This window comes from Teichococcus aerofrigidensis (assembly GCF_054073225.1).
Window position 1 is genome coordinate 1 of the sequence record NZ_JBSXMU010000004.1, and the last position, 26262, is coordinate 26262.

Annotated in this window: 24 protein-coding genes, 1 tRNA gene and 1 pseudogene; 22 read left to right on the top strand and 4 right to left on the bottom strand. The window is 71.8% G+C overall.

Going from position 1 to position 26262, the window contains the following annotated elements; all coding sequences use genetic code 11:
- From ACVMLK_RS02105 to puuE, 6 genes and pseudogenes are all read left to right on the top strand, one after another.
- Positions 1-447, top strand: a pseudogene (locus tag ACVMLK_RS02105) (tRNA (adenosine(37)-N6)-dimethylallyltransferase MiaA); the annotation flags it as partial.
- A gap of 57 nt (positions 448-504) precedes the next feature.
- Positions 505-2301 carry an acetolactate synthase 3 large subunit gene (locus ACVMLK_RS02110; protein WP_457485476.1) on the top strand — a complete coding sequence of 599 codons (1797 nt, stop codon included), beginning with the start codon at positions 505-507 and terminating at the stop codon, positions 2299-2301.
- 57 nt (positions 2302-2358) lie between these two features.
- Entirely contained in the window at positions 2359-2883 is a 525-nt protein-coding gene (gene ilvN / locus ACVMLK_RS02115; RefSeq protein ID WP_198366132.1) for an acetolactate synthase small subunit, read from the top strand.
- Positions 2884-2919: 36 nt separating this feature from the next.
- A complete protein-coding gene (gene ilvC / locus ACVMLK_RS02120) occupies positions 2920-3936 on the top strand; it encodes a ketol-acid reductoisomerase (protein ID WP_457485519.1) in 1017 nt (338 codons plus the stop codon).
- Between the two features lie 139 nt (positions 3937-4075).
- Positions 4076-5272, top strand: a complete 1197-nt coding sequence (locus tag ACVMLK_RS02125; RefSeq protein ID WP_198366134.1) for a zinc-binding metallopeptidase family protein — start codon at positions 4076-4078, stop codon at positions 5270-5272.
- Positions 5273-5321: 49 nt separating this feature from the next.
- Positions 5322-6248 (top strand): allantoinase PuuE, encoded by a 927-nt coding sequence (gene puuE / locus ACVMLK_RS02130; RefSeq protein ID WP_198366135.1) that lies wholly within the window; start codon positions 5322-5324, stop codon positions 6246-6248.
- Positions 6249-6293: 45 nt separating this feature from the next.
- Here the strand turns inward: puuE and ACVMLK_RS02135 are convergent, their stop codons facing one another.
- The gene (locus ACVMLK_RS02135; protein ID WP_457485477.1) at positions 6294-6794 is read right to left on the bottom strand and encodes a GNAT family N-acetyltransferase; all 501 of its coding nucleotides are present in this window, start codon (positions 6792-6794) and stop codon (positions 6294-6296) included.
- A 490-nt stretch (positions 6795-7284) separates the two neighbouring features.
- Between ACVMLK_RS02135 and ACVMLK_RS02140 the strand changes: the two genes are divergently transcribed.
- Positions 7285-8868 (top strand): 2-isopropylmalate synthase, encoded by a 1584-nt coding sequence (locus ACVMLK_RS02140; RefSeq protein ID WP_457485478.1) that lies wholly within the window; start codon positions 7285-7287, stop codon positions 8866-8868.
- A 78-nt stretch (positions 8869-8946) separates the two neighbouring features.
- On the opposite strand, the gene ACVMLK_RS02145 is transcribed toward ACVMLK_RS02140, so the two are convergent.
- Positions 8947-9186 carry a YMGG-like glycine zipper-containing protein gene (locus ACVMLK_RS02145; RefSeq protein WP_457485479.1) on the bottom strand — a complete coding sequence of 80 codons (240 nt, stop codon included), beginning with the start codon at positions 9184-9186 and terminating at the stop codon, positions 8947-8949.
- Between the two features lie 200 nt (positions 9187-9386).
- Between ACVMLK_RS02145 and ACVMLK_RS02150 the strand changes: the two genes are divergently transcribed.
- From ACVMLK_RS02150 to ACVMLK_RS02175, 6 genes are all read left to right on the top strand, one after another.
- The gene (locus tag ACVMLK_RS02150; protein ID WP_457485480.1) at positions 9387-10430 is read left to right on the top strand and encodes a rod shape-determining protein; all 1044 of its coding nucleotides are present in this window, start codon (positions 9387-9389) and stop codon (positions 10428-10430) included.
- 46 nt (positions 10431-10476) lie between these two features.
- Positions 10477-11340: a rod shape-determining protein MreC gene (mreC, locus tag ACVMLK_RS02155; RefSeq protein WP_198366140.1), complete on the top strand. Its 864-nt coding sequence runs from the start codon at positions 10477-10479 to the stop codon at positions 11338-11340.
- Between the two features lie 16 nt (positions 11341-11356).
- Positions 11357-11899, top strand: coding sequence for a rod shape-determining protein MreD (gene mreD, locus ACVMLK_RS02160; protein WP_198366141.1), 543 nt, complete (start codon positions 11357-11359; stop codon positions 11897-11899).
- On the top strand, positions 11896-13791 hold the full coding sequence (mrdA, locus tag ACVMLK_RS02165) for a penicillin-binding protein 2 (RefSeq protein WP_457485481.1): 1896 nt from the start codon (positions 11896-11898) through the stop codon (positions 13789-13791). Before mreD ends, mrdA begins: the two co-directional genes overlap by 4 nt.
- Entirely contained in the window at positions 13788-14936 is a 1149-nt protein-coding gene (gene rodA / locus ACVMLK_RS02170) for a rod shape-determining protein RodA (protein ID WP_198366143.1), read from the top strand. Before mrdA ends, rodA begins: the two co-directional genes overlap by 4 nt.
- A gap of 75 nt (positions 14937-15011) precedes the next feature.
- Positions 15012-15087 (top strand) — tRNA-Lys (locus ACVMLK_RS02175).
- A 142-nt stretch (positions 15088-15229) separates the two neighbouring features.
- On the opposite strand, the gene ACVMLK_RS02180 is transcribed toward ACVMLK_RS02175, so the two are convergent.
- On the bottom strand, positions 15230-15382 hold the full coding sequence (locus ACVMLK_RS02180) for a hypothetical protein (protein WP_422921550.1): 153 nt from the start codon (positions 15380-15382) through the stop codon (positions 15230-15232).
- A 128-nt stretch (positions 15383-15510) separates the two neighbouring features.
- Between ACVMLK_RS02180 and ACVMLK_RS02185 the strand changes: the two genes are divergently transcribed.
- The 6 genes from ACVMLK_RS02185 to ACVMLK_RS02210 all read left to right on the top strand — a co-directional run bounded on the left by ACVMLK_RS02185 (position 15511) and on the right by ACVMLK_RS02210 (position 21879).
- The gene (locus tag ACVMLK_RS02185) at positions 15511-15816 is read left to right on the top strand and encodes a hypothetical protein (RefSeq protein ID WP_457485482.1); all 306 of its coding nucleotides are present in this window, start codon (positions 15511-15513) and stop codon (positions 15814-15816) included.
- 215 nt (positions 15817-16031) lie between these two features.
- Complete coding sequence (locus ACVMLK_RS02190; RefSeq protein WP_198364359.1) at positions 16032-16580, top strand: hypothetical protein; 549 nt, start codon at positions 16032-16034, stop codon at positions 16578-16580.
- Between the two features lie 696 nt (positions 16581-17276).
- Positions 17277-18758 (top strand): DASS family sodium-coupled anion symporter, encoded by a 1482-nt coding sequence (locus ACVMLK_RS02195; RefSeq protein ID WP_198364360.1) that lies wholly within the window; start codon positions 17277-17279, stop codon positions 18756-18758.
- Position 18759: 1 nt separating this feature from the next.
- Positions 18760-19698, top strand: a complete 939-nt coding sequence (locus ACVMLK_RS02200) for a lactate/malate family dehydrogenase (RefSeq protein WP_198364361.1) — start codon at positions 18760-18762, stop codon at positions 19696-19698.
- Positions 19699-19855: 157 nt separating this feature from the next.
- The gene (locus tag ACVMLK_RS02205; RefSeq protein ID WP_198364362.1) at positions 19856-21085 is read left to right on the top strand and encodes a multidrug effflux MFS transporter; all 1230 of its coding nucleotides are present in this window, start codon (positions 19856-19858) and stop codon (positions 21083-21085) included.
- Positions 21086-21114: 29 nt separating this feature from the next.
- Positions 21115-21879, top strand: a complete 765-nt coding sequence (locus ACVMLK_RS02210; protein ID WP_457485483.1) for a short-chain dehydrogenase/reductase — start codon at positions 21115-21117, stop codon at positions 21877-21879.
- A 9-nt stretch (positions 21880-21888) separates the two neighbouring features.
- Here the strand turns inward: ACVMLK_RS02210 and ACVMLK_RS02215 are convergent, their stop codons facing one another.
- Entirely contained in the window at positions 21889-22266 is a 378-nt protein-coding gene (locus ACVMLK_RS02215) for a YraN family protein (protein ID WP_198364364.1), read from the bottom strand.
- A 91-nt stretch (positions 22267-22357) separates the two neighbouring features.
- Here ACVMLK_RS02215 and ACVMLK_RS02220 point away from each other — a divergent pair, with 91 nt between their 5' ends.
- The 3 genes from ACVMLK_RS02220 to msrB all read left to right on the top strand — a co-directional run bounded on the left by ACVMLK_RS02220 (position 22358) and on the right by msrB (position 26214).
- Entirely contained in the window at positions 22358-24829 is a 2472-nt protein-coding gene (locus ACVMLK_RS02220; RefSeq protein WP_457485484.1) for a penicillin acylase family protein, read from the top strand.
- A gap of 51 nt (positions 24830-24880) precedes the next feature.
- Positions 24881-25678, top strand: coding sequence for an arginyltransferase (locus ACVMLK_RS02225; protein WP_457485485.1), 798 nt, complete (start codon positions 24881-24883; stop codon positions 25676-25678).
- Positions 25679-25812: 134 nt separating this feature from the next.
- Positions 25813-26214: a peptide-methionine (R)-S-oxide reductase MsrB gene (gene msrB, locus ACVMLK_RS02230; RefSeq protein WP_198364367.1), complete on the top strand. Its 402-nt coding sequence runs from the start codon at positions 25813-25815 to the stop codon at positions 26212-26214.
- Positions 26215-26262: the final 48 nt, after the last annotated feature.

Genomic DNA, 26262 nt, shown 5'->3' on the forward strand with positions numbered 1-26262 from the left:
GCCGGGGAGGGGCTGGCCGGGGACGCCGCATCCTGGCGCTTCGCCGCCCTGCGGCTCGACCCGCCGCGCGACGCGCTGCGCGCGGCGATCGGGCGACGCTGGCAGGCGATGCTGGCGGCGGGGGCGATGGAGGAGGTGCGCGCCCTGCTCGCGCGGCGGCTCGATCCCGCCCTGCCGGCCATGCGGGCACATGGCGTGCCGGAACTCTCGGCCGTGCTGCGTGGGGAGGCCGGGCTGGAGGAGGCGGGGCGGCGCGCCTGCCTCGCCATCGGCCAGTACACCAAGCGGCAGGCCACCTGGTTCCGCCATCAGGCGCTGGCCGACCCCAGCGAAACGCATACGATCCATGCGCGAGTGACGGATATTGAGCAATTTTCGGAAAGAGAAAGTGAGGAAATTTTCTCGTTTGTTCGACGACGCGTTGACGCGACGGGGCAGGGGGCTTAGATCGGGGCCCCCGGCACGGCTGCCGCCGGGCCGAACCAAGGAAAGCCAGTACCCATCATGTCCTCCGCCACCCTTCCCGCCGGATCCGAGGCCCAGTCGATGACGGGTGCCGAGATCGTCCTCCGCGCGCTGAAGGATCAGGGCGTAGAGGTCATCTTCGGCTATCCGGGCGGCGCCGTGCTGCCGATCTATGACGCGATCTTCAACCAGAACGCCATCCGCCACATCCTGGTGCGGCACGAGCAGGCGGCGGTGCACGCGGCCGAGGGCTATGCCCGCTCCACCGGCAAGGTGGGCTGCGTGCTCGTCACCTCCGGCCCCGGCGCCACCAATGCCGTGACCGGGCTGGTGGACGCGCTGCTGGACAGCATCCCGATCGTCTGCCTCACCGGTCAGGTGCCGACGCACCTGATCGGCAACGACGCCTTCCAGGAGGCCGACACCACCGGCATCACCCGGCCCGCGACCAAGCACAACTATCTGGTCAAGCAGATGGACAAGCTGGCCAGCACGGTGCACGAGGCCTTCTACGTGGCGCGCTCCGGCCGCCCCGGCCCGGTGGTGATCGACCTGCCGAAGGACATCCTGATCGGCAAGGGCCGCTACACCCCGCCGCCCACCACCGAGCACCGCTCCTACCGCCCGCAGTTCGAGCCCGACGTGGCGCAGATCCGCAAGGCGGTGGCGCTGCTGAAGGGGGCGAAGCGGCCGGTGGTCTATGCCGGCGGCGGCGTGATCAATGCCGGCCCCGAGGCCTCGGAGCTGCTGACGAAGTTCGTCCGCATGGCGGGCCTGCCCTGCACCAACACGCTGATGGGCCTCGGCTGCTATCCCGCCAGCGACCCGCAGTTCCTCGGCATGCTGGGCATGCACGGCACCTACGAGGCGAATCTCGCCATGCACGGGTGCGACGTGATGTTCAACATCGGCGCCCGCTTCGACGACCGCGTGACGGGGCGGCTGAACGCCTTCGCGCCAGGGTCTGTGAAGATCCACGCCGATATCGATCCCTCCTCGATCAACAAGAACGTCAAGGTCGAGGTGCCGATCGTGGGCGACGCCGCCGCCGTGCTGCGCGCGCTGATCGCCGCCTGGGAGGCCGATGGCGCGCCGCAGGACCGCGGGGCGCTGGCCGGCTGGTGGCGGCAGATCGACCAGTGGCGCGGCCGGGACTGCCTGCGCTACGTGCAGGAAGGCCGGATCATCAAGCCGCAGCACGCGGTGAAGCGGCTCTACGAGCTGACGCGGGAGAGCGGGCGCGAGACCTTCATCACCACCGAGGTCGGCCAGCACCAGATGTGGGCGGCGCAGTACTTCGGCTTCGAGAAGCCGAACCGCTGGATGACCTCGGGCGGGCTCGGCACCATGGGCTACGGCCTGCCGGCGGCGATGGGCGTGCAGGTCGCGCATCCGGATGCGCTGGTGATCGACATCGCCGGCGAGGCCTCGATCCTGATGAACATCCAGGAGATGTCGACGCTGGCGCAGTATCGCCTGCCGGTGAAGGTCTTCATCCTGAACAACCAGTACATGGGCATGGTGCGGCAGTGGCAGGAGCTGCTGCATGGCGGCCGCTATTCCGAGAGCTACAGCGAGGCGCTGCCCGATTTCGTCAAGCTGGCCGAGAGCTTCCACGGCGTGGGCCTGCGCGCCACCGGCATGGACGACCTCGACCGCGTCATCCGCGAGATGATCGCCATCGACCGGCCGGTGATCGTCGATGTCGCGGTCGACGAGAAGGAGAACGTCTTCCCGATGATCCCCTCCGGTGCCGCGCACAACGAGATGCTGCTGGCGCCGGGGCAGATCGCCGCGGGGGCGGGCGTCACGGATGAGGGGACGGCGCTGGTCTGACGCCGCGCCGCCATCCCCCCTTTCGCCCCGCGCCCCCGATCCCCGACTGGACGAACCATGCCCGATCCCACCGACAACAGCTTCCGGGCCGCGACCATCGCGGTGCTGGTGGAGAATGAGGCCGGCGTGCTGGCGCGCGTCATCGGCCTGTTCTCCGGCCGCGGCTACAACATCGACAGCCTGACCGTGGCGCCGGTCGATGCCGAGGGCCGCCTGTCGCGCATCACCGTCGTCACCTCCGGCACCGAGATGGTGATCGAGCAGATCAAGGCGCAGCTCGACCGGCTGGTGCCGGTGCACAAGGTGGCCGACCTGACGCTGGAGGGGCCGCATCTCAACCGCGAGCTGGCGCTCGTCAAGGTCGCGGGCTCCGGCTCGGCGCGGCAGGAGGCGCTGCGCCTGGCCGACGCCTTCCGCGCCCGCGTCGTCGATGCCACCATCGAGAGCTTCGTCTTCGAGATGACGGGCAGCGGCGAGAAGCTCGATGCCTTCATCAACCTGATGCGGCCGCTCGGCCTCGTGGAGGTCAGCCGCACCGGCGCGGTGGCGATCGCCCGGGGCACCGCCGCGCTGCAGGCCTGACCTTCCTTTTCAGCCAACCCACTGGGAGTGCGCGAGATGCGCGTCTACTACGACCGCGATGCGGATGTGAACCTGATCAAGGCCAAGAAGGTCGCGGTCATCGGCTTCGGCAGCCAGGGCCATGCCCATGCCATGAACATGCGGGACTCGGGCGTCTCCGAGGTGGTCATCGGCCTGCGCCCCGGCGCCTCCGCGAGGAAGGCCGAGGCCGCCGGCTTCAAGGTGCTCTCCCCGGCCGAGGCGGCGAAGTGGGCCGATGTGGTGATGGTGCTGACGCCCGATGAGGGCCAGGGCGACCTGTACCGCGACCATCTGCACGAGAACATGAAGGAAGGCGCGGCGCTCGCCTTCGCGCATGGCCTGAACGTGCACTTCAACCTGATCGAGCCGCGCGCCGATATCGACGTGTTCATGATCGCGCCGAAGGGCCCCGGCCACACCGTGCGCGGCGAGTACCAGAAGGGCGGCGGCGTGCCCTGCCTCGTCGCCGTGCACCAGAACCCCTCGGGCAACGCGCTGGAGATCGCGCTCTCCTACGCCTCCGCCGTCGGCGGCGGCCGCTCCGGCATCATCGAGACCACCTTCAAGGAAGAGTGCGAGACCGACCTGTTCGGCGAGCAGGTCGTCCTCTGCGGTGGCCTCGTCGAGCTGATCAAGGCGGGCTACGAGACGCTGGTGGAAGCCGGCTACGCGCCCGAGATGGCCTATTTCGAGTGCCTGCACGAGGTGAAGCTGATCGTCGACCTCATCTATGAGGGCGGCATCGCCAACATGAACTACTCCATCTCCAACACCGCGGAGTATGGCGAGTACGTCACCGGCCCGCGCATCATCACCGCCGAGACCAAGGCGGAGATGAAGCGCGTGCTGAACGATATCCAGTCCGGCAAGTTCACCCGCGACTGGATGCTGGAGAACAAGGTCAACCAGGCCTCCTTCAAGGCGACCCGCCGCTGCCTGGCCGAGCACTCCATCGAGGAGGTCGGCACCAAGCTGCGTGGCATGATGCCCTGGATCACCAAGGGCGCGCTGGTCGACAAGACGCGGAACTGAGCCCGCGATCAGGTTCGGACAGGGGAGGGGCGCTTCGGCGCCCCTTTTGCGTTCGGCGAGGAGGAGATGCGCGATTGCGGCATCGCAACCACCCGCCCATGGTGCCGTTCCAGCCAGGACCCGCGCCGGAGGACCCCCCATGCGTCTGTTCAACTGTGAAGTCTGCGGCCAGCTGCTCTATTTCGAGAACACCCAGTGCATGAAGTGCGGCGCGACGCTCGGCTATCTGCCCGGGCGGAACCGCCTCTCGGCGCTGGACCCGATAGAGCCGGAGGAGGGCATCCCGCAGGAGGTCTCGCCGGAGGAGGCTGACAAGCAGGCGGCGGGCGACCTCGACGGCGAGCAGGCGGGGACGGCCTCGGCACCCCCCCGCCAGCTCTGGCGGCCGCGGGCCGATCCGGACAGGCTCCACCGCTTCTGCGAGAATGCCGCGCAGGATGCCTGCAACTGGCTGGTGCCGGACGATTCCCCCGAGCGCTTCTGCCTGGCCTGCCGGCACAACCGCACCATCCCCGATATCTCCGATCCGCTGAACCTGGCGCGCTGGCAGAAGATCGAGGAGGCTAAGCGGCGCGCCTTCTACGGCTTCATCCGCCTGGACCTGCCGCTGCCCAACCGGGTCGACGATCCGCAGAACGGCCTGGTCTTCGACTTCCTGGCGGATATGCCGGATGGCGGCCCGAATGTGATGACCGGGCATGACAACGGCCTCATCACCCTGGCGCTCGCCGAGGCCGACGATGCCGAGCGGGTGCGCCGGCGCGAGGCGATGGGCGAGCCCTACCGCACGCTGCTCGGCCATTTCCGCCATGAATCCGGGCATTACTTCTGGGATCGGCTGGTGCGGGATGGCGGCCGGCTGGAGCAGTGCCGTGCCGTCTTCGGCGACGACAGCCAGGATTACGGTGCCGCCCTGCAGCGCCACTACAACGAGGGGCCGCCGGCCGACTGGCAGGAGAACTACGTCTCCACCTACGCCACCGCGCATCCCTGGGAGGACTTCGCCGAAACCTGGGCGCACTATCTGCACATCGTCGACACCCTGGAGATGGCGCGCGCCTTCGGCCTCGGCATCGACCCGCATGCCGACAAGTCCGGCACGCTGACCGCCGAGGTGGATTTCGACCCCTATCGCGAGACCCGCATCGAACCGCTGATGGAGGCCTGGGTGCCGCTGACCGCGGCGGTGAACAGCCTCAACCGCTGCATGGGCACGCCGGATCTCTATCCCTTCGTGCTCTCGCCGGCGGTGGTGGCGAAGCTGGCCTTCATCCAGTCCCTCGTGCATGGCGAGCTGCCCGGGGCCCAGGCCGAGGCGGTGCCGGTGGCGGCATGACCGGGAGCGATTGACCCGCGGGCCCCGGCCGATCCAGGCTGGGGCCGCCATGACCATCCTCGCACCCGACAGCCCCTATCCCCGCGACTTCACCGGCTACGGCCGCAACCCGCCGGACCCGCGCTGGCCCGGCGGCGCGCGGCTCGCCCTGTCCTTCGTGCTGAACTACGAGGAGGGCGGCGAGAACAGCGTGCTGAACGGAGACCCGGGCGGCGAGATCTATCTGAACGAGACGCCGGGCGGCGATCCGGTCATGGGCGCCCGCGACATCGGCAAGGAAAGCCAGTTCGATTATGGCGCCCGCGCCGGGGTCTGGCGCGTGCTGCGGCTCTTCGCCGAGCGCGGGCTGAGGCTGACCGTCTATGGCGTCGGCCGCGCGCTGGAGCTGAACCCCGCGATCGGCCGCGCCTTCGCCGAGGCGGGGCACGAGGTGGCCAGCCATGGCTGGCGCTGGATCAACTACCAGGCGGTGGATGAGGCGACGGAGCGCGCGCATATCGCGCGATGCGTCGAGACCATCGAGACGCTTGTCGGGAAGAAGCCCGTGGGCTGGTACACCGGCCGCATCAGCCCGCGCACGCGCCGGCTCGTCGCCGAGCATGGCGGCTTCCTCTACGACAGCGATGCCTATGACGACGACCTGCCCTACTACGTCACCGTCGCCGGTCGGCCGCTTCTGATCATCCCCTACACGCTCGACAACAACGACATGAAGTTCGCGGTGCCGCCCGGCTTCTCGGCCAATGACGGCTTCACGCAGCATCTGACGGATGCCTTCGACTTCCTGCGGCGGGAGGGGGCGACGGCGCCGAAGATGATGAGCGTCGGGCTGCATTGCCGGCTGGTCGGCCGGCCGGCGCGCGCGGCGGCGCTGGAGCGTTTCCTGGACCACGTCGTGGCGCAGAAGGATGTCTGGGTGGCGACGCGGGAGGAGATCGCCCGGCACTGGATGGCGGTGCATCCGCCAGGCCCCTGAGGGCGGGGAGCTGAAACCGGGGGCCTTGGGCCCCCGGCCTCTTCGTCACGCGGCCTGTCGCACCGCGGCGGCCGGGGCGCGGCGGGTGGTGGCCCGTCCGTCCAGGCTGGCCGCGAGCGGCTTCACCAGCGGCACGCCCTCGGGGCAGGTGGTGCAGCCATCCCAGCGGCCGGGCTGGAAGCCGGACCGGCTGTAGAAGCCGAGCGCCGGCCGCCGCGCGTTGACGCAGAGCCGGGTGGCGCCGGCGCGCCGCGCGAAGGCCTCGGCCTCGGCCAGCAGCGCCCCGCCCAGCCCCTCGCCGCGGTATTCCGGCGCGATGGCGATCAGGCGCAGCACGGCGCGGCCATCCGGCTTCATGTCGATGCGGATGGTGCCCGCCACCGCGCCATCGAGGCACAGCACCAGGGGGTGGTGCCCCGGCGCGGACTCATCCGGATGTCCGGGGTCGTAGCGGCAGGGATAGGGCCCGTCCGCATGGTGATACAGCTCGAAAATGCAGGTTTCGCGGATGGCGTGGTAGCGGGTCCGCTCGACATCGCTCCGCATCGCGCGGAGCTCGATAGTTCGGGGGCGCACAAGGCACCTTGCTGTTGTGACGGAGACCGCCTGCGGCGGCCCTTGTCGGCGCGGCGCGCCCTGGCGCCGCACGCCACCAGGATAGCGGGGCCCGGCGGGGGGCCGCCAGTCATCCGGCAGCCCGTCAGAAAAGCTTCATCGAAACCGATTTCCGCCTCCGCCCGGCGGCCGCGGCTTGCATCCCGCCGCGGCTCTGCCTATCGTTCCGGCCATGATCCCGACCCCGCGCGCCTTCGAGCTGCAGCACGGCCTCACCGCCGTCCTCGGTGCGCGTCCGCTGGCCGGCCTCCTCCTTCGACTTAGCCGCCCCTGGGCGTGACGCCCGGCTGACCGGCCGGCATCGCTCAGGGGAAGTCCCCTCAGGGGAGACCCGGGCGCCTTCGCGCGCCCCACCGGCACCGTCACGGCCGCGCCCGCCAGGGCCCAGAATCGCGGCAGGAATTATCGAGGGACGCTCTCCATGGCCATCCATCATCCCAGCTTCGGCAAGCTGGACGACGACCGCATCATCTTCTTCGACACCACGCTGCGCGACGGCGAGCAGTCGCCCGGCTTCTCCATGAACCTGGAGGAGAAGCTGCGCATGGCCGACGCCCTGGCCGAGCTGGGCGTCGACGTCATGGAGGCCGGCTTCGCCATCGCCTCGCCGGGCGATTTCGACAGCGTGCATTCCATCGCCACCCGCTTCGCCAAGGACGGGCCGGTGGTGGCCAGCCTGAGCCGTGCCGCCCAGGCCGACATCCTGCGCTCGGCCGAGGCGGTGAAGCCCGCCGCGCGGGGCCGCATCCACATCGTCCTCGCCACCTCCGACCTGCACATGCGCGTCAAGCTGCGGATGTCGCGCGAGGAGGTGCTGGAGCTGATCCACAGCAGCGTGACGCTCGGCCGCAACCATGCCGAGGATGTCGAGTGGAGCGCCGAGGATGGCAGCCGCAGCGACATCGACTTCCTCTGCCGCTGCGTCGAGACCGCCATTAAGGCGGGCGCGACCACCATCAACATCCCCGACACCGTCGGCTACTCCATGCCGGAGGACATGGCGGCGATCTTCCGGGCGCTGCGCGAGCGGGTGCCGGGCGCGGACCAGGTGATCCTCTCGGCGCACAACCACAACGACCTCGGCATGGCGGTGGCCAATACCATCGCCGCCATCCAGGCCGGCGCGCGGCAGATCGAGAGCACGATCAACGGCATCGGCGAGCGGGCCGGCAATGCCAGCCTGGAGGAGGTGGCGATGGCGCTCCGCACGCGCCATGACGCGCTGCCCTACCGCACCAATATCGTCACCCAGAACATCCTCCGCACCAGCAAGCTGCTGGCCACCATCACCGGCTTCGACGTGCAGCCGAACAAGGCGATCGTCGGCCGCAACGCCTTCGCGCATGAGAGCGGCATCCACCAGGACGGCGTGCTCAAGGACAAGTCCACCTACGAGATCATGACGCCCGAGAGCGTCGGCTGGACGACCAACTCCATCGTGCTCGGCAAGCATTCCGGCCGCGCCGCCTTCCGCGACAAGCTGGCCGGGCTCGGCTACACGCTGGGCGACAACCAGCTGAACGACGCCTTCCGGCGCTTCAAGGACCTGGCCGACCGCAAGAAGACGGTGTTCGACGAGGACATCATCGCCCTGGTCGATGACGAGGTGGTGCGCATCAAGGACCGGGTGAAGCTGGTGGCGCTCACCGTCGCCACCGGCATCGGCACGCGGCCGACGGCGAGCGTCGCGCTGGAGGTGGATGGCGAGCAGTGCGACGGCGTGGCCGGCGGCGACGGCGCCGTGGACGCCACCTTCAACGCCCTGCAGCAGGTGGTGCCGCACCGCGCCGAGCTGAAGCTCTACGCCGTGCAGTCCGTCACCGGCGGCACCGATGCCCAGGCCCGCGTCACCGTGCGGCTGGAGGAGGACGGCAAACTCGTGGACGGGCAGGGGGCGGATACCGACACCATCATCGCCTCGGCCCGGGCCTATGTGCACGCCCTCAACAAGCTTCTGGCCAAGCGCGCCCGCACCGCGCCGCCGGAGATCATGCGCAGCGCCTGATCCGGCGCGCCGGAACGGGAAAAGGCCGGGGAAGCTGCCCTCCCCGGCCTTTTCCGTCCCTGGTGGCCGGGCGCGGCCTCAGCGCCAGGCCGGGCGGCCCAGGTTGACCTGGTCCGAGCTGGTGACGGCGCCGCCCAGGGCACCGACGCCACCGCCGATCAGCGCCCCCGTGCCGGCATTGCCGGAGAGGGAGCCGATGGCGGCACCCGTGCCGGCACCCAGCAGGCCACCGGAGGCGGCGCGGTCGCCGGTGCTGTAGCCGCAGGCCGAGAGGCCCAGGCCCGCCATGGCCAGGAGCAGGAGGGGGATTTTCCGCATGGGCTGTGCTTCCTTTGTCTGCAGGAACTTGCCGCTGTGAAACGCGCTCCTGGGTTGAAGGTTGCGGGGGTGTCATTCTTGGCACGGCATGGCTCACGATTGCGGCTTGAGGCCGGCGGTGCCGAAGGGTAAGCCTCTGCGCCCTTTCGCCGGCGCCCCGGCCCGGCGCGGGGGCGGCTGATACCAGGAAGGTGCGCTGCATGCTCTCCCGCTTGTTCGGCTTCCTCTCGGCCGACATGGCCATCGATCTCGGCACCGCGAACACGCTGGTCTACGTGAAGGGGCGGGGCATCGTGCTGAACGAGCCCTCCGTCGTCGCCATCGCCGAGATCCGGGGCCGCAAGCAGGTGCTGGCGGTGGGCGAGGAGGCGAAGATGATGCTGGGCCGCACACCCGGGAACATCGCCGCCATCCGGCCGCTGCGCGACGGCGTCATCGCCGATTTCGAGGTGGCGGAGGAGATGATCAAGCACTTCATCCGCAAGGTGCACAACCGCCGGGGCTTCGCCTCGCCGCTGATCATCGTCTGCGTGCCCTCCGGCTCCACCACCGTCGAGCGCCGCGCCATCCAGGAGAGCGCCGAATCGGCCGGGGCGCGCAAGGTGCTGCTGATCGAGGAGCCGATGGCCGCCGCGATCGGCGCCGGCCTGCCGGTGACCGAGCCCTCCGGCTCGATGATCGTGGACATCGGCGGCGGCACGACCGAGGTGGCGGTGATCTCGCTGGGCGGCATCGTCTATGCCCGCAGCGTGCGCGTCGGCGGCGACAAGCTGGACGAGGCGATCATTTCCCACATCCGCCGCCACTTCAACCTGCTGATCGGCGAGAGCACGGCGGAGCGGATCAAGCTGGAGATCGGCGCCGCCGCCTACCCGGACTATGGCGGCGAGGGGCCGGTGACCGAGGTCAGGGGCCGCGACCTGATGAACGGCGTGCCGCGCGAGATCGTCGTCAGCCAGCGCCAGATCGCCGAGGCCATTGCCGAGCCGGTGACGCAGATCGTCGAGGCGGTGAAGGTGGCGCTCGAGAACACGCCGCCGGAGCTCGCCGCCGACATCGTGGACAAGGGCATCGTGCTGACCGGCGGCGGCGCGCTGCTGCAGCGGCTGGACCAGGTGCTGCGCGAATCGACCGGCCTGCCGGTGTCGGTGGCGGAGGACCCGCTGGCCTGTGTCGCGCTGGGCACAGGACGGGCGCTCGATGAGATGAAGCGACTGCGCCACGTCCTCTCCACCATGTACTGAGGTATAAAGGCGCCGGGCCCGCCCAAGGCGGGTTTCTGGAGGCTGCTTGATCCGTCTCAGCATACCGCTGCGCCAGGCCCTGTCCCGCCTGTTCCTGCCGATGCTCCTGGCGGTGGCGCTGGGCCTGGTGCTGCTCGGCAAGGCCGATCCGGCGCTGGTCGAGCGCGGGCGCATGGCCCTGGCCGACGCCCTCACCCCCTTCTACGTCCTGCTGACCCGGCCGGCCGGGGCGGTGCGCGGCGCCCTGCAGGAGCTGCGCCAGATTTCCGAGATCCAGGCCGAGAACCGGCGCCTGCGGGAGGAGAACGGGCGGCTGCACCGCTGGCAGGCCGCCGCCCTGGCGCTGGAGACCGAGAACGCCCTGCTGCGCCGCCAGCTCCGCTTCATCCCCGATCCGCCCGCGGCCTTCCAGACCGCCCGTGTCGTCGCCGATGCCGGTGGCACCTACGCCCGGGCGGTGCTGCTGGCCACGCCGCCGGGCGTCACGCTGCGCAAGGGGCAGGTGGCGCTGGACGAGAACGGGCTCGCCGGGCGCGTCACCGAGGTCGGCAGCCGGTCGGCCCGCGTCCTGCTGCTCACCGACATGAACAGCCGCCTCCCCGTGGCGCTGGAGGACAGCCGGTCCCGCGCCATCCTGGCCGGCACCAACGGCGCCCGGCCGCGCCTGCAGCACTGGCCGGAGGGCAGCCCCCCGCGCGAGGGCGAGCGGGTGGTGACCAGCGCCGAGGCCGGCATCTTTCCCGCCGGCCTGCCGGTGGGCGTGGTCCGCTGGCCGGAGGGCGGGGCGCCCGAGGTGGAGCTGTTCGCCCGTCTGGAGCGGCTGGACCTGCTGCGGATCTTCGATTTCGGGCTGTCCGGCATCCTGCCGCCCGAGGCGGTTGCCCGGCCCGAAGCGCGCGGCCGCCCTTGAGCCGGGGCGGGCGGGCATGGTGCTGAGCGGCGGCCGGCAATCGCCCCCGGGGCTGCTGACGCGGCTCGATGCCCTGGCGCGCGCCGCCTGCCCGGCGGCCGGCACGGCCCTGCTGATGGTGCTGCTCTCCGCGCCCACCGGCCTGCCCTCGGCGGTGCCGGCCGTGGCGCTCGGCTGCGTCTTCTTCTGGTCCCTGTTCCGCCCCGCCGTCATGCCGCCGCCCGCCTGCTTCGCCCTGGGCCTGCTGCAGGACCTGCTGGGCTTCGCGCCGCTCGGCATCGGCGTGCTGACCCTGCTGCTCACCCATGGCACGGTGCTGCGCCTGCGCCGCCTGCTGGCCCGGCAGCCCTTCGCGCTGGTCTGGCTGGCCTTCTCGGGCTTCGCCCTGGCCGCGGCGGGGCTCGGCTGGCTGCTCACGGCGCTGCTGGGCTGGCGGCTGCCCTCGCCGGTTCCGGCGCTGGTGCAGGGCGCCCTCAGCCTCGGCCTCTATCCCGCCCTTGCGGCGCCACTCACCGCGCTGCACCGGGCGATGCGCCGGGCCGAGGAGACGGCCGGGTGAGCCGGCGCGAGGAGGAGCGGCGTCGCGCCCTCTTCACCCGCCGCGCCCTGCTGCTCGGCGCCGGGCAGCTCGGCCTGCTCGGCTTCCTGGGCTACCGGCTGCAGAAGCTGCAGCTGGAGGAGGGCGAGCGCTATGCCACCCTGGCCGAGGAGAACCGCATCTCCACCCGGCTGCTGGCACCGCCGCGCGGCCGCATCCTGGACCGCGCCGGCCGCGTGGTCGCCGCCAACACGCTGAACTGGCGCGTGCTGCTGACCGCCGAGCAGGCGGAGGATGTCGGCGCCACGCTCGCGACCCTTGGCCGGCTGCTGCCCCTGGCCGAGGGCGAGGTGGCGCGGATCGAGCGCGACATCCGCCGCCGCCGCCGCTTCGTGCCGGTGGTGGTGCAGGAGTTCCTGAGCTGGGAGGAGATGGCTCGCATCGAGGCCAATGCCCCCGACCTTCCCGGCATCAGCGTCGATGTCGGCACCACGCGGACCTATCCGCTGGCCGAGCATCTGGCGCATGTCGTGGGCTATGTCGCCCCTCCGGCGGAAGCCGACATGGATGGCGACCCGCTGCTCAGCCTGCCCGGCATCCGCGTCGGCCGCGCCGGCATCGAGCGGCATCACGAGCGCGTGCTGCGGGGCCGCGCCGGCACGGTGCAGATGGAGGTGAACGCGGTGGGCCGCGTCATCCGCGAGCTGGACCGGCGGGAGGGCGTGGCGGGGCGGGAGGTGCGGATCTCGGTCGATGCCGGGCTGCAGAAGGCGGTGCGCGACCGCATCGAGGAGGGCACCAGCGTCGTCGTGATGGATGCGCGGAACGGCGAGGTGCTGGCCATGGCCAGCCAGCCGGGCTTCGATCCCAACCTGTTCAGCTCCGGCATTTCGGCGGCGCAATGGCGGGAATGGACGCGCAGCCGCGCCACGCCGCTGATCAACAAGACCACCAATGGCCTCTACGCGCCCGGCTCCACCTTCAAGATGGTGGTCGGCCTGGCGGCGCTGGAGGCCAGGGTCATCACGCCCGCCGACCGCCTGACCTGCCCGGGGCATTACGACCTGGGCGACAGCCGCTTCCACTGCTGGAACCGGCGCGGCCACGGCGCGCTGGACCTGCGCGGGGCGCTGAAGCAATCCTGCGACGTCTACTTCTACGAGGTGGCGCGGCGGCTCGGCATCGACCGCATCGCCGCCATGGCGAAGCGGCTGGGCCTCGGCGTCGAGCTGGAGATCGAACTGCCCGGAACCCGCCCCGGCTTCGTGCCGACGCGGGAATGGCGCACCCGGCAGGGCAAGCCCTGGAACCTGGGCGACACGGTGGTGCATGGCATCGGCCAGGGCTTCTATCAGCTCACCCCGCTCTCGCTCGCCACCATGGCGGCGCGGCTGGCCAGCGGGCGGGCGGTGCAGCCGCACCTGACCCAGGCCATCGGCGGCCGGCCGGTCATGGGCGCCCGGGCGGAGGACTGGCCCTCCCTCGGCCTGGCCGAGCGTGACCTGAAGCTGGTCCGGGAGGCGATGTGGGCGGTGGTGAACGAGGCCGGGGGCACCGCGCGGGTGGCGCAGCTGCCGCCGGGCCTCGGCGCGCTGGCCGGCAAGACCGGCACCACCCAGGTGCGGCGCGTCAGCCGGGAGCAGCGGGAGCGGGGCTTCCGGGTCGAGAGCCAGCCGCGCGAATGGCGGCCGCACGCCCTCTTCGTGGCCTTCGCGCCCTATGACGATCCGCGCTACGCCATCTCGGTGGTGGTCGAGCACGGCACCAGCGGCTCGGGCGCGGCGGCGCCGCTGGCGCGGGAGGTGATGGTGGAGGTGATGACCCGGCTGCGGCCGCCCGCCGCGCCGCAGGCCGGAGGCGCCGCGGAGGCGGGGCGGCTGGCCGAGGCACCGCCGGCGGGAGGCCGGCCGTGACGGTCTTCGAGCGCCGCCTGCTGACGCGCAACCGCGGCCCCGGCCTGCTGGAGAAGTTCTGGCTGATCCCCTGGGGCTTCGTGCTGCTGCTCTGCGCCATCGCCGCTGTCGGCTATGTCGCGCTCTATTCCGCCGGCGGCGGCTCGCCCGAGCCTTATGCCGGCCGCCATGCCCTGCGCTTCGGCTTCGGCCTGGTGCTGATGCTGGGCCTGGCCATGACCGATCTGCGGCTGGTCGCGCGGCTGTCCTGGGCAGGCTATGCGCTGGGCGTGGGGCTGCTGGTCCTCGTCGCGCTGCACGGCCAGGTGGGGAAGGGGGCGCAGCGCTGGATCGAGCTGGGTCCCTTCCAGCTGCAGCCTTCCGAGTTGATGAAGATCCTGCTGGTCCTGGCCCTGGCGGCGTGGTTCCACCGCGCCGGCGAGGAGCGGATCGGGCAGCCGCTGTTCCTCGTCCCGCCGCTGCTGGCCGTGCTGCTGCCGGTCGGGCTGATCCTGAAGCAGCCCAACCTGGGCACCGGCCTGATCACGCTGATGGTCGGCGGCGCCGTGTTCTGGGCGGCCGGGGTGCGGTGGTGGAAGTTCGCCCTGGTGGGCGGCGCGGCCCTGGCCATCGCGCCCCTGGCCTATGAGCGCCTGCGCGACTACCAGAAGGCCCGCATCCTGGTCTTCCTCGATCCGGAGAGCGATCCGCTCGGATCCGGCTACAACATCATCCAGTCGAAGATCGCGCTGGGCTCGGGCGGGCTCTGGGGCAAGGGCTTCCTGCAGGGGACGCAGGGGCACCTGAACTTCCTGCCGGAGAAGCAGACCGACTTCATCTTCACGATGTGGGCCGAGGAGTTCGGCCTGGTCGGCTCGCTGGCCGTGCTGGCCCTGCTGGCGCTGGTGGTGATCTTCGCGCTGCTGACGGCGCTGCGCTGCCGCAGCCAGTACGGGCGGCTGGTCGCCCTGGGGCTCGGGGTGAACTACTTCCTCTATGTCTTCGTGAACATCGCCATGGTTACCGGCAGCATTCCGGTGGGCGGTGTTCCGCTGCCGCTGATCAGCCATGGCGGCTCGGCCATGCTGACCAGCATGGTGGGCTTCGGCCTGCTGGCCTCCGTCCATGTGCATCGGGACACGGAATTTGGCGCGGGCGGCGATTAGGGGGTTGCCAAGCCGGGCGGATGCGGTAAAAGCCGCCCCCACGGAACGGCGGCCATCACCGCCGAGATCCGGGTGGGGCGCATAGCTCAGTTGGTAGAGCAGCTGACTCTTAATCAGCGGGTCCTAGGTTCGAGCCCTAGTGCGCCCACCATTCCACCGGACCGCGATCCGGCCACCCCGTGAGAAGTCGATAGTCCGGCATGTGATCCAGGCCCGTCCCCGACGGGCCTTTTGGCGTTTCGACGTGGCCCGTCCGGGTCGCTGGCGGCTTTGCCTTCGTGGCAAGGCCCTGCCTATTTCTCGGACTTGGTCGGAGCATCCTCGACGGGCCGCCGGAGCCAGTTGTTCATGTAGCTCGCGAAAGCCACGGTCCGGGGCTCGGCGTCGGCCGCCATGGTCTCCGGCGGCTTCCGGTTCGAATTGGCGGGGTCAGGAATCGGATCCATGGGATCGACATCCGGAACAATGGCTTGCAGGACTATGCATAACTTCTGGTTAAAAGGCGAGTGAAAAAGCGGAACTCAACCTGGAATTGTATTCTGCCGTGTTGCGATATCTCCTGTCCCCTTTCCTCGTGATCGGCCTCCTGAACCCGTCTCCTGCCTGGTCGGACAGCGCGATGCGGCCGCAGGGCCGGATTCTCACGGTCGTTGCGGGGTCCTGTCCGTCATGGTCCGGTCCGTTCACCGCCGCCCCGCGTCAGGAGCCGGAACGGCCCCGCTGCCAGCAGGGACGGCAGGCGCTGGCCTTCGGCTGGTGGCTGATCGCTCTCGGGGTGGAGACGCTGAAATATGTCGTGGGCCTTCTGCTGATCATGCTGGGCTCCCTGTTCCTCGCCGTCGGGGGTGTGTTGAGCCTGCTGGAGATGCTGTTCTGCTGAGGCGCGCGGGGCGGCTGTCCACCGGGCCGAACCGATTATCCCTCGACTTGCCCACAGGGCTGTCCACGCAAACTGGGGATAACTCCGGTTTCCGGTCCTCCGCAGAGTCCGCCGCCGGAGAACCGAGGATTTTCAACGCCATGAAAGGTTTCAGCTGCGTTCCGCAGAGGTTGATGATAGGAACATAACAAGAACATTGCCGGGCCGGCGCAGGCATGGCAGATGCTGTCGGCGAGGAGGTGGCGATGGAGAACCTGGCGCGCTGGACGCTGGCCCAGGCCTTCGGCCTTCTGGGGACGCTGACGGTGATGTTCCGGGACCATTACCGAATGCCCGTGCCGTCCGCGGAGCTCGGGGACCTGCTGGTGCGCTATGGGTTGCAGGCCTCGGCCCTGGGCCTGACCCTGGCCTTCTGGCCGGTCTCGGACCTGGTGTTCCGGGCCTGCGCGCCGGAGCGTGCCTGGCAATGCGCCGGCGGGCTCAACCGCTGGCTCTGCGCGATGCTGCTGTTCTTTCTCTGCGGCCATGCGGCGGCGCTGGGGCTGGTCGCCATGTCGGACCCGCCGACCCTGGCCCGGGTGCTGGAGCCGAGCCTGTTCCACGCCTATGGCGCCGCCCTGGCGGCGACGGCGGTGATGTCGCTTGCCTATGTCGTCAGGCTGGAATTCGTCCTCGCCAGCGGCCATACTTCGCCGAAGCTGGACGGGGACGGCATGGTCGATGGGACCGCAGGATATCCTCGCCGCCGTGATCTGGGGCGCTAGTCTCCTTGGGATCGGCCTCGGTGGCTATGGGCTGGTCAGATACGGTCGGGGCCTTTTCCGCCTCGGCCGGGACCGCCGGGACCTTGCCTCCCGCGCCGCCCTGCGCCCCGCCCGGAGCCTGCCCTGCCATCTTCGCGACTGAGCGGGTTCCAGTCCTTCGGGACTGACCAGGCGGTCGATCCACTCTCCCGCCTTGTCAGGCCACACGCCGATGTCCTTGGCCCGTCGCTCCTGCGCGCCGCCTCGCCGGGACTCGGCGGCGGCGCGCCGGCGCCGTATCCCGGCCTCTCCCGCAGGAGGACGACCCGGCGGAACAGCGGGTGGTGCCGCGCCGGATGCCCCGCCCGGTAGCTCCGGCGCAATGGCCATTCATCTCTCAGGTGAGTTTCTGTGACATCAGAGCAACAGTGTGTCCATGAAGACAGGAGGGGGGTGGCCGAGGGCTTTTCTGCCCGGCCGCTTCGCTTACGCTTCCCGGCAGCCGAGGACCCCCAGACTTCACTTCGGCATGTCTCCGCCCCCGGAGGCATTCCGCGGCGGCCCGGACACCCCCGTCCAGGCCGCCGCCCCCCTTCGCCCATCTTCCCGAGGATTGATCTGGAGCAAGGCGGGCAGCGCAGCATCGCGGCAATGTAACGGGTGTCATCGCGGTGTTGCGTCTAAGCCGGGATGACGCCACCCGATGAGGGAAGATCCATGCTTCTGTCTTCGCCCGCCGAACCGACCTCCAACCGCAAGCTCGCCTTCCTGGCCCTGGCCCTCCTGGTCTATGGCGCCGTGCTGATGCTGCCGACGCCGGCCGGCCTCAACCCGGCTGGCCAGGTCGCGCTCGGGCTGCTGGCGCTGGTGATCATCCTCTGGGTCACCGAATGCGTCTCTCCGGCCGCCAGTGCCATCGTGCTGACCGGCATGGCCGTGCTGGGGCTGATGGGCAAGTCGCTCACCCCGGGGGGCGAGCCCATGACCTCCTCCTCCGCCCTGGCGGTGATGCTGACGGGCTTTTCCTCCTCCGCCGTGCTGCTGGTGGCGGGCGCGCTCTTCCTGGCCGTCGCGCTGAAGATCACCGGGCTGGACCGCCGCGTGGCGCTCCTGGTCATGAGCAAGGTCGGCATCTCGCCCGCGCGGCTGCTGATCGGCGCCATGCTGGTCGGCTTCGTGCTGGCGCTCTTCATCCCCTCGGCCACGGCGCGGGTCGGCGCGGTGATCCCGATCATGGTCGGCATCGTCACCGCCCTCGGCCTGCCGGTCACCAGCAGCCTCGGCGCCACGCTGATGATCGTCACGGCGCAGGTCTGCTCGGTCTTCAATATGGGCATCAAGACCGGCGCGGCGCAGAACCTGATCAGCCTGAGCTTCATGCAGGGCGCCTTCGGTGAGACCGTGACCTGGGGCGGCTGGTTCATCACCGCGCTGCCCTTCACCCTGAGCATGTGCGCGGTGCTCTTCTTCACCGCCCTGTTCCTGCTGCGCCCGCATGTGCCGGAAGCCGGCGAGGCCAATCGCCGCCTGCAGGAGGAGCTCGCCGGCCTCGGCCCGGTGACGCCGGCCGAGCGGCGGCTGATGCTGGTCGCCGTGATGCTGCTGATCCTCTGGTCCACCGAGGGCTGGCTGCACCCGCTCGACACCACGACGACGACCCAGCTCGGCATCGCCCTGCTGCTGATGCCGCGCATCGGCGTGATGAACTGGGCCCAGGCGGAGAAGCAGGTGCCCTGGGGGACGGTGGTGCTCTTCGCCGCCGGCATCTCGCTCGGCATCCTGCTCTCGCGCAGCGGCGCCGCCGCCTGGCTGGCCGGCGTCACCCTGGGGCAGCTCGGCCTGGCCGGCATGTCGGTGGTCATGGTGATCGTCGCGCTGTCGCTGTTCAGCATCATCCTGCATCTCGGCTTCGCCTCGGCCACCGGCCTCGCCAGCACGCTGATCCCGATCATGATCGCCTTCGCGCAGACCCTGCCCCTCCCGCAGCACACCATCTTCGGCATCGTGCTGATCCAGAGCTGGGTGGTGTCCTTCGGCTTCATCCTGCCGACCAACGCGCCGCAGAACATGCTCTGCTACGGCACCGGCGCCTTCAGCACGACGCAGTTCGCCAAGGTCGGTCTGGTGATGACGGCGGCGGGCGTGGCCTTGATCGCGCTGTTCTCGGCGACGATCTGGCCCTGGATGGGAGCGCTGTGACATGAACGGCAAGGTGGGCATCATCGGCGCCGGGCTGGTCGGCGCGGCGGCGGGCTATCTCCTGGCGCTGACGCCGGGCGTGGGCGAGATCGTGCTGGTCGACCTCGACCGCGCGCGGGCGCAATCCGAGGCCCAGGACATCGCCCATGCCGCGGCCTTCGGCGGCAGCGGCCATATCCGCGCCGGCGACTACGCCGATCTGGCGGGCGCCGACGTGGTGGTCATCACCGCCGGCACCAGCCTGAAGCCGGGGCAGACGCGGCTCGATCTGATGGCGGCCAATGTCCGCGTCGTCGCCGCCATCATCGAGCGGGTGCTGAAGGTGGCGCCGGAGACGGTGCTGCTCTTCGCCACCAACCCGGTCGATGTCATGCCGGCCATCGCGGTCCGGCGCTTCGGCGTGCCGCCAGGGCGGGCCATCGGCACCGGCTGCGCGCTGGATTCCGCCCGCTTCCGTGACCGGCTGGCGCAGCATCTCGGCGTCTCGCCCGGCTCGGTGCATGCCAATGTCCTCGGCGAGCACGGCGATTCCGAGGTGCTGCACTGGAGCGGCGCGCATGCCGGCGGCATGCCGCTCGAACGCTTCGCCGAAACCCTCGGCCAGCCGATCCCGCCGCCCCTGCGGCAGGTCATCTCGCAGGAGGTTCGCACCTCGGCCTATCGGATCAAGGAAGGCAAGGGCGTCTCCAATTTCGGCATCGGCGGCTGCATCGCCCGGCTCACCCGCGCCATCGTCGCCGATGAGCATGTGCTGTTCAGCGTCTCCACCTTCATGGACGAGGTGCTGGGCGTGCCCGAGACCTGCATCTCCCTGCCGCATGTGCTGGGCGCGCGCGGCGCCTCGCGCCCGCTGCTGCCGCCGCTCGACGAGGCCGAGACGGCGGCGCTGACGCACAGCGCCGGCGTGCTGCACGAGGCGATCCGCCAGGGGATGACCTAGGGGCTGGCCGGCCCGGCCTGATCGGGCCGGATCTGCCTGGAGCCTGGGCGCCCGGCCTGCCCGGCTGCCCCGCCCGTGGTCAGGCCCGGTCCGGGGGGCGCCGGATGGCGGCAGATAGGCCCTGCCGCCGCCACGGCTTTTGCGGAAAGCTGGCCGGATGTCCGACTCCTCCCCGCGCCGCGCTCGCATCGAGGGCGAGGCTGGCGCCGTGTCCGCCGCGCCGCCCCGCCCCCCGCTCTGGCTCCTGGTGCTGATCACCACCTCCGGCACCGTCGGTATCCATATCTTCGTCCCGGCCCTGCCGCAGGCGGCGGCGGAGTTCGGCGTCAGCACCGGCGCCATGCAGCTGACCATCAGCCTCTACATCCTGGGGCTGGCACTGGGGCAGCTCGCCTATGGCCCGGTCTCGGACGCGCTGGGGCGCCGGCCGGTGCTGCTGGCCGGGCTCGCGCTCTACAGTCTGGCCGGGCTGGCCGCCGCCCTGGCGCCGGAGGTGCGCTTCCTGATCGGCGCCCGGTTGCTGCAGGCGCTGGGCGGCTGCGCCGGGCTGGCGCTCGGCCGCGCCATGGTCCGCGACACCGCGGAGCCGCGCGAGGCCGCCTCGCGGCTCGCCATGCTCAACCTGGCCGTCTCGGTGGGGCCAGGCATCGCGCCGCTGCTCGGCACGGCGCTGTCCGAGACCCTCGGCTGGCGCAGCATCTTCGTCACGCTCTGCGTCGTCGGCGCCCTGACCACCGGCCTCGCCTGGTGGCGCCTGCCGGAGACGGGGCGGCAGGTGAGGGGCAGGGGGGTCGCCGCCCTGGCTCGGGACTACCGGCAGCTCATCGGCTCGCCGGCCTTCCTGGGCTTCGCCATCGGCGGGGGCTGCGCCACCACGAGCTGGTATGCCTATCTGGCGGCCATGCCCTTCATCCTGGTGCAGCAGCTCGGCCGGCCGGTGCATGAGGTCGGCCTGGTCTATGTGGTGCTGGTGGCCGGCACGGCGCTCGGCAATATCCTGGCCAACCGGCTGGTGGCGCCGGTCGGGCTGGCGCGGCTGCTGCGCCTCGGCAGCCTGATCGGCGTCGGCGGCGCGCTGCTCTTCCTCGGCGCCGTGCTGCTGGACCGGCTGAACCTCGCCATCGCCGTGGGCGGGCCGCTGATCTTCGCCATCGGCGTCGGCCTGGCCAGCCCGCTGGCCCTGACCAAGGCGGTCAGCGTCAACCCGAAGGTGATCGGCTCGGCCGCCGGCCTCTATGGCTTCAGCCAGATGGCGGTGGGCGCGCTGTGCGCCGCCCTGGCCGGCATCGGCGGCGACCCGGCGCTGGCCGCCGCCGTGGTGCTGGCCGCCGCCGCGCTGATCGGGCAGGCTGCCTTCCGGCTCGCCCTGCGGCGGGAGGCCGGGTGAGCGGAACGAATCCAGGAGGGGAACACAGGATGGATCTCGGGCTGCGGGGCCGACGCGCCCTGATCACGGGCGGGTCGCGCGGCATCGGCCGGGCGACGGCCGAGGTGCTGGCGGCGGAGGGCTGCGACCTGCATCTGGTGGCGCGGGACGCCGCCGCGCTGGAGGCGGCCGCCACGGCGATCCGCGCCCGTCACCAGGTGGCGGTGACGGTGACGCCCGCCGACCTCTCGCGGGAGCCCGAGGCGCGGCGGATCGCCGAGGCCGCCGGGCCGGTCGATATCCTGGTGAACAATGCCGGCGCCATCCCGCCGGGCACGCTGCAGGCGGTGGACGACGCCACCTGGCGCGGCGCCTGGGACCTCAAGGTGTTCGGCTTCATCACCCTGACGCGGGCGCTCTATCCGGCGATGGCGGCGCGCGGGGGCGGGGTGGTCGTCAATGTCATCGGCGCCGCCGGCGAGCGCTTCCCGCCGGGCTATATCGCCGGAGCCACGGGCAATGCGGCGCTGATGGCCTTCACCCGCGCGCTCGGCAAGGCGGCACCGAAGGACGGGATGCGCGTGGTCGGCATCAATCCCGGCCCGGTGGCGACCGAGCGGCAGGAGATGCTGGCCCGGCACCGGGCGCAGACCGAGCTGGGCGACGCGGAGCGCTGGCGCGAGTTCCAGGCCGCCATGCCCTTCGGCCGGGCGGCGAAGCCGGAGGAGATCGGCCAGGCCGTCGCCTTCCTGGCCAGCCCCTGCTCGGGCTACACGACCGGCACCATCCTGACCATCGACGGCGGCGGCGGGTAGCCGGCCGCCTCACTCCAGCCGGAACGCATCGGCGATCCGCCGCATCCGTCCGGCCGCATCCACCAGCACGAGGTCGAAGCGCACTCCCGCCGCGCCGTGGCCGGGATGCGCCGCCAGCCAGGCCTCCGCCCCCGCCAGCAGCCGGGCCTGCTGCGCCGGGGCGAGGGTCAGCGCCGCCTCCGAAAGCCGGGCACGCCGCTTCACCTCGATGAAGGCCAGCAGCCCCTCGCGCTCGGCGATCAGGTCGATCTCGCCGGCCGGACCGCCGCGCCCGGCGCGCTGGCGGCGCGCCAGCACCCGCCAGCCCTCCGCCTCCAGCCGGGCGGCGACACGGGCCTCGGCCTCGCGGCCGCGCGCCTCCGCGGCGCTGCGGGTCTCCTCGGGCATGGCGGCGCTCCTGTGTTCCCCCTTTGGGGTCCCCGATGAAATTGCACGGCCCCGGCTGTGGCGCCGCCGGTTCTGCCCTACATCGGAAGCCATGCGAAGAGATGCCGGCCGCCAGGCCCCCTCGCGGCGCCGCCCGCTGCGCCTGATCCTCCGGCGGGGCCTCTGGGCCGGATCAGCCGTGCTGGTCCTGGCCGGGGCGGCGGTGGCGGGGCTGCTCTGGGCCAGCCTGCCGCCGCGCCAGGGGCGCCTGGTCCTGGCCGGGCTGGCGGCGCCGGTGGAGGTGGTCGAGGATTCGCACGGCATCCCGCGCATCACCGCCGCGAGCGAGCGTGACGCCGCCCTGGCGCTGGGCTGGCTGCATGCGCGTGACCGGATGTTCCAGATGGAGCTGATGCGGCGCAGCGCCGCCGGCCGGCTCTCCGAGATCGCCGGCCCGGCCGCGCTGCGCGCCGATCGCTTCAGCCGCACCCTCGGCCTGCGCCAGCGCGCCGAGGCGGATGTCCTGGCGCTCTCGCCCGAGGGGCGCGACATGCTGGAGGCCTATGCCGAGGGGGTGAATGCCTGGATCGGCGAGCGCGGCCGGCTGGCGGCGCCGGAATTCCTGCCGCTCGGCGCGCCCGAGCCCTGGCGGCCGGCGGATTCGCTGCTCTGGGCCAAGACCATGGGCCTGTGGCTGTCGAACAACTGGCGCACCGAGCTGGACCGGGCGCGGCTGGCGGCGCTGCTGCCGCCGGAGCGGCTGGCCGAGCTCTGGCCGGCGGATGAAAGCCCCGGCCGCGCCGATCTCGCCGGCCTGGCGCGGGACCTGCCGCCGGCGGCGCGCCTCGCGCGCCTGGCCGCCGCCCTGCCGCGCTTCCCGCTCGACGCCCCGCTGCCCTCCACGGCCTCGAACGCCTGGGCGCTCTCCGCCGCCCGCTCGGTGACGGGGGCGCCGCTGCTCGCCTCCGACCCGCATCTCGGCTTCCAGGCACCGATCCTGTGGTATCTGGCGCGGATCGAGCTGCCCGGTGGCCGCTTCCGCGCCGGCGCCACCGCGCCCGGCATCCCGCTGATGCCGATCGGCCGCAACGAGGCCCTGGCCTGGGGCTTCACCACCACCCATTCCGACACCCAGGACCTGTTCGTCGAGCGCCTGGCCGGGCCGGCGGGCTACGAGACGCCGGAAGGGCCGCGGCCCTTCACGATCCGCGAGGAGGTGATCCGCGTCCGCGGCCGGGAGCCAGAGGTGCTGCGGGTGCGCGAGACCCGGCACGGGCCCGTGGTGAGCGACCTGGATGGCGCGGGGGGCGAGGGGGCGGAGGCGGGGACGGTGCTCGCCGTCAGCATGGCCAATCTGGCGCCGCAGGACCGCGCGGCGGATGGCCTGCTGGCGCTGAACCGGGCCACCTCGCTCGCGGCGGCACGGGCGGCGGCGGCGCTGATCTCCTCGCCGCCGCAGAACCTGATGGTGGCCTCGGCGCGGGAGGGGATCGCCCTCTACCTGACGGGCCGGACGCCGGTCCGCCGCGCCGGCGATGGCGGCCTGCCGGCGCCGGGCTGGGACGGCAGCCATGACTGGCTGGGCTTCGTCCCCTTCGACGACCTGCCGCATCGCGAGAACCCGCCCGGGGGCGCGCTGGCCAATGCCAACAACCGCATCCAGCCCGAGGGCGCCGGGCCCTATCTCGGCCGCGACTGGTATGGCGACTGGCGCTTCCGCCGCATCGGCGAGCTGCTGGCGCAGCGCGAGCGCCACGCGCCCGGCGACCTGGCGGTGATGCAGCGGGACGCGGTCAGCCTCTTCGCCCGCGAGATGCTGCCGCTGCTGCGGGCCCTGCCGCGCCCCGAGGGACCGGCCGGGGCGGCGCGCGACCTGCTGCTGGGCTGGGAGGGGGAGATGGCGCCGGACCGGCCGCAGCCGCTGATCTTCAACGCCTGGTGGCCACGGGCGGCGCGGCTGGCGCTGGCGCATGGCGGCGTGCCCGAGGGCGGCTGGCCGCCGACGGCGGAGTTCCTGCGCTTCGTGCTGCATCCGGACGGGCGCGGGGCGCATTGGTGCCGCCCGGCGAAGGCCGGAGCCGGGGCCGGGGCGGGGGCCACCGAGGCCGCGCCGCCCTTCGCCGAGGGCGGCGCCTGCGCCGCGCTGGCCGCCACGGCCCTGCGCGAGGCGGTGGCGGATCTCGCCCGCCGCTTCGGCCCCGAGCCCGCCGCCTGGCGCTGGGGCGCGGCGCACCAGGCCCGGCTGGAGCATCCCCTGCTGCGCTTCCTGCCTGTGCTGGGCCCCTGGAGCGGCATCGTCCTGCCCACCGCCGGCGACGACCACACCATCAGTCGCGGCGGCATGCGCGGCGACTTCGCCCATGTGCAGGGGGCCGGGCTGCGCGCCGTCTTCGACCTCGGCGACCCGGAGGGGGCCATGGCCGTCATCGCCACCGGTCAGTCGGGCCATCCGCTCTCGCCGCACTGGGCCGATCAGGCGCCGCTCTGGGCGGGGGGCGGCGGGGCGGAGGGGCGGCCGCTGCTGCCACTGGGGACCGCCCCGCGCCAGTCGGGGGGCAGGCTTTCCCTGGTTCCTGGGGAATGAGGCGTATCTGTCGTTGCGTCCGGCGTCGGGGCCGGGGAAACTGCCGGAAACATGCTCCACCGCTCCGCCCGCCGACCGCAGTTCTTCTATACGACCGCGCCGCTGCCCTGCCCTTACCTGGCCGGGCGGATGGAGCGGAAGATCGTGACCGAGCTGACCGGCCCGGACGCGGAGCCCCTGCACGACCGCCTCTCCCGCGCCGGCTTCCGCCGCAGCCACAACATCGCCTATTCGCCGGTCTGCCACGGCTGCCAGGCCTGCATCCCGATCCGCATCGACGCTGCCGCCTTCGCGCCCGACAGGACCCAGCGCCGGGTGCTGCGCGCCAATGAGGGGCTGGAGGGCCGCTCCACCCCGGCCCGGGCCACGGCGGAGCAGTTCGCCCTGTTCCAGCGCTATCAGCGGGCGCGCCACCAGGATGGCGACATGGCGGCGATGGGCTTCTACGACTACCGCGCCATGGTCGAGGACACGCCGATCTCGAGCGGCGTGGTCGAGTTCCGCGACACCAGCGGCGCGCTGCTCGCCTGCTGCCTGACCGACTGGCTCAGCGACGGCCTCTCCGCGGTCTATTCCTTCTACGAGCCGGAGCTGGAGAAGCGCTCCTTCGGCACCTTCGTCGTGCTCTGGCTGGTGGGCCGCGCGGTGGAGCTGGGCCTGCCCTATGTCTATCTCGGCTACTGGGTGCCGCAGAGCCGCAAGATGGCCTACAAGTCCCGCTTCCGGCCCAGCGAGATCCTGAGCGGGGGGGCCTGGCGCCGGCTCGAGGAGGCCGATATCGCGCTCGGCGCGCCCGCCGGGGAGCGCGAGGCCGGCGCCGCGGCGCGCCTCACCCCGCTGGGCGGCTGAGGCGCCGCTCCACCGGACAATTCCACCGGACAATTCCACCGGGCCTTCCCCTCCACCGGGCTTCCCCTCCACCAGGCCTTCCCCCGCCGCGCGCCACGCCCAATATGCCGGGCAGGGATGACGGGAGACCGCGCATGGACCAGATCACCTATCCAGTGACCCTCAGCGAGGAGGAATGGCGCCGTCGCCTGACCCCCGAGCAGTACCGCGTGATGCGGGGGCATGGCACCGAGCGGCCCGGCAGCTGCGCCCTGCTGCACGAGAAGCGCCCCGGCACCTTCCTCTGCGCCGGCTGCGGCCAGCCGCTCTTCGCCTCGGGCGGCAAGTTCGAGAGCGGCACCGGCTGGCCGAGCTTCGGCGCGCCGGTCGAGGGCTCCGTCGGCACCACCACGGACCGCAGCCACGGCATGATCCGCACCGAGGTGCATTGCGCCCGCTGCGGCAGCCATCTCGGGCATGTCTTTCCCGACGGGCCGCCGCCCACGCACCAGCGCTACTGCATCAACGGGGTGGCGATGGATTTCCGGCCCGACTGACGGCGCGCCGCCCCGCGGGAAGGGGCGGTGCCCCCTCCCGGGTGCGGG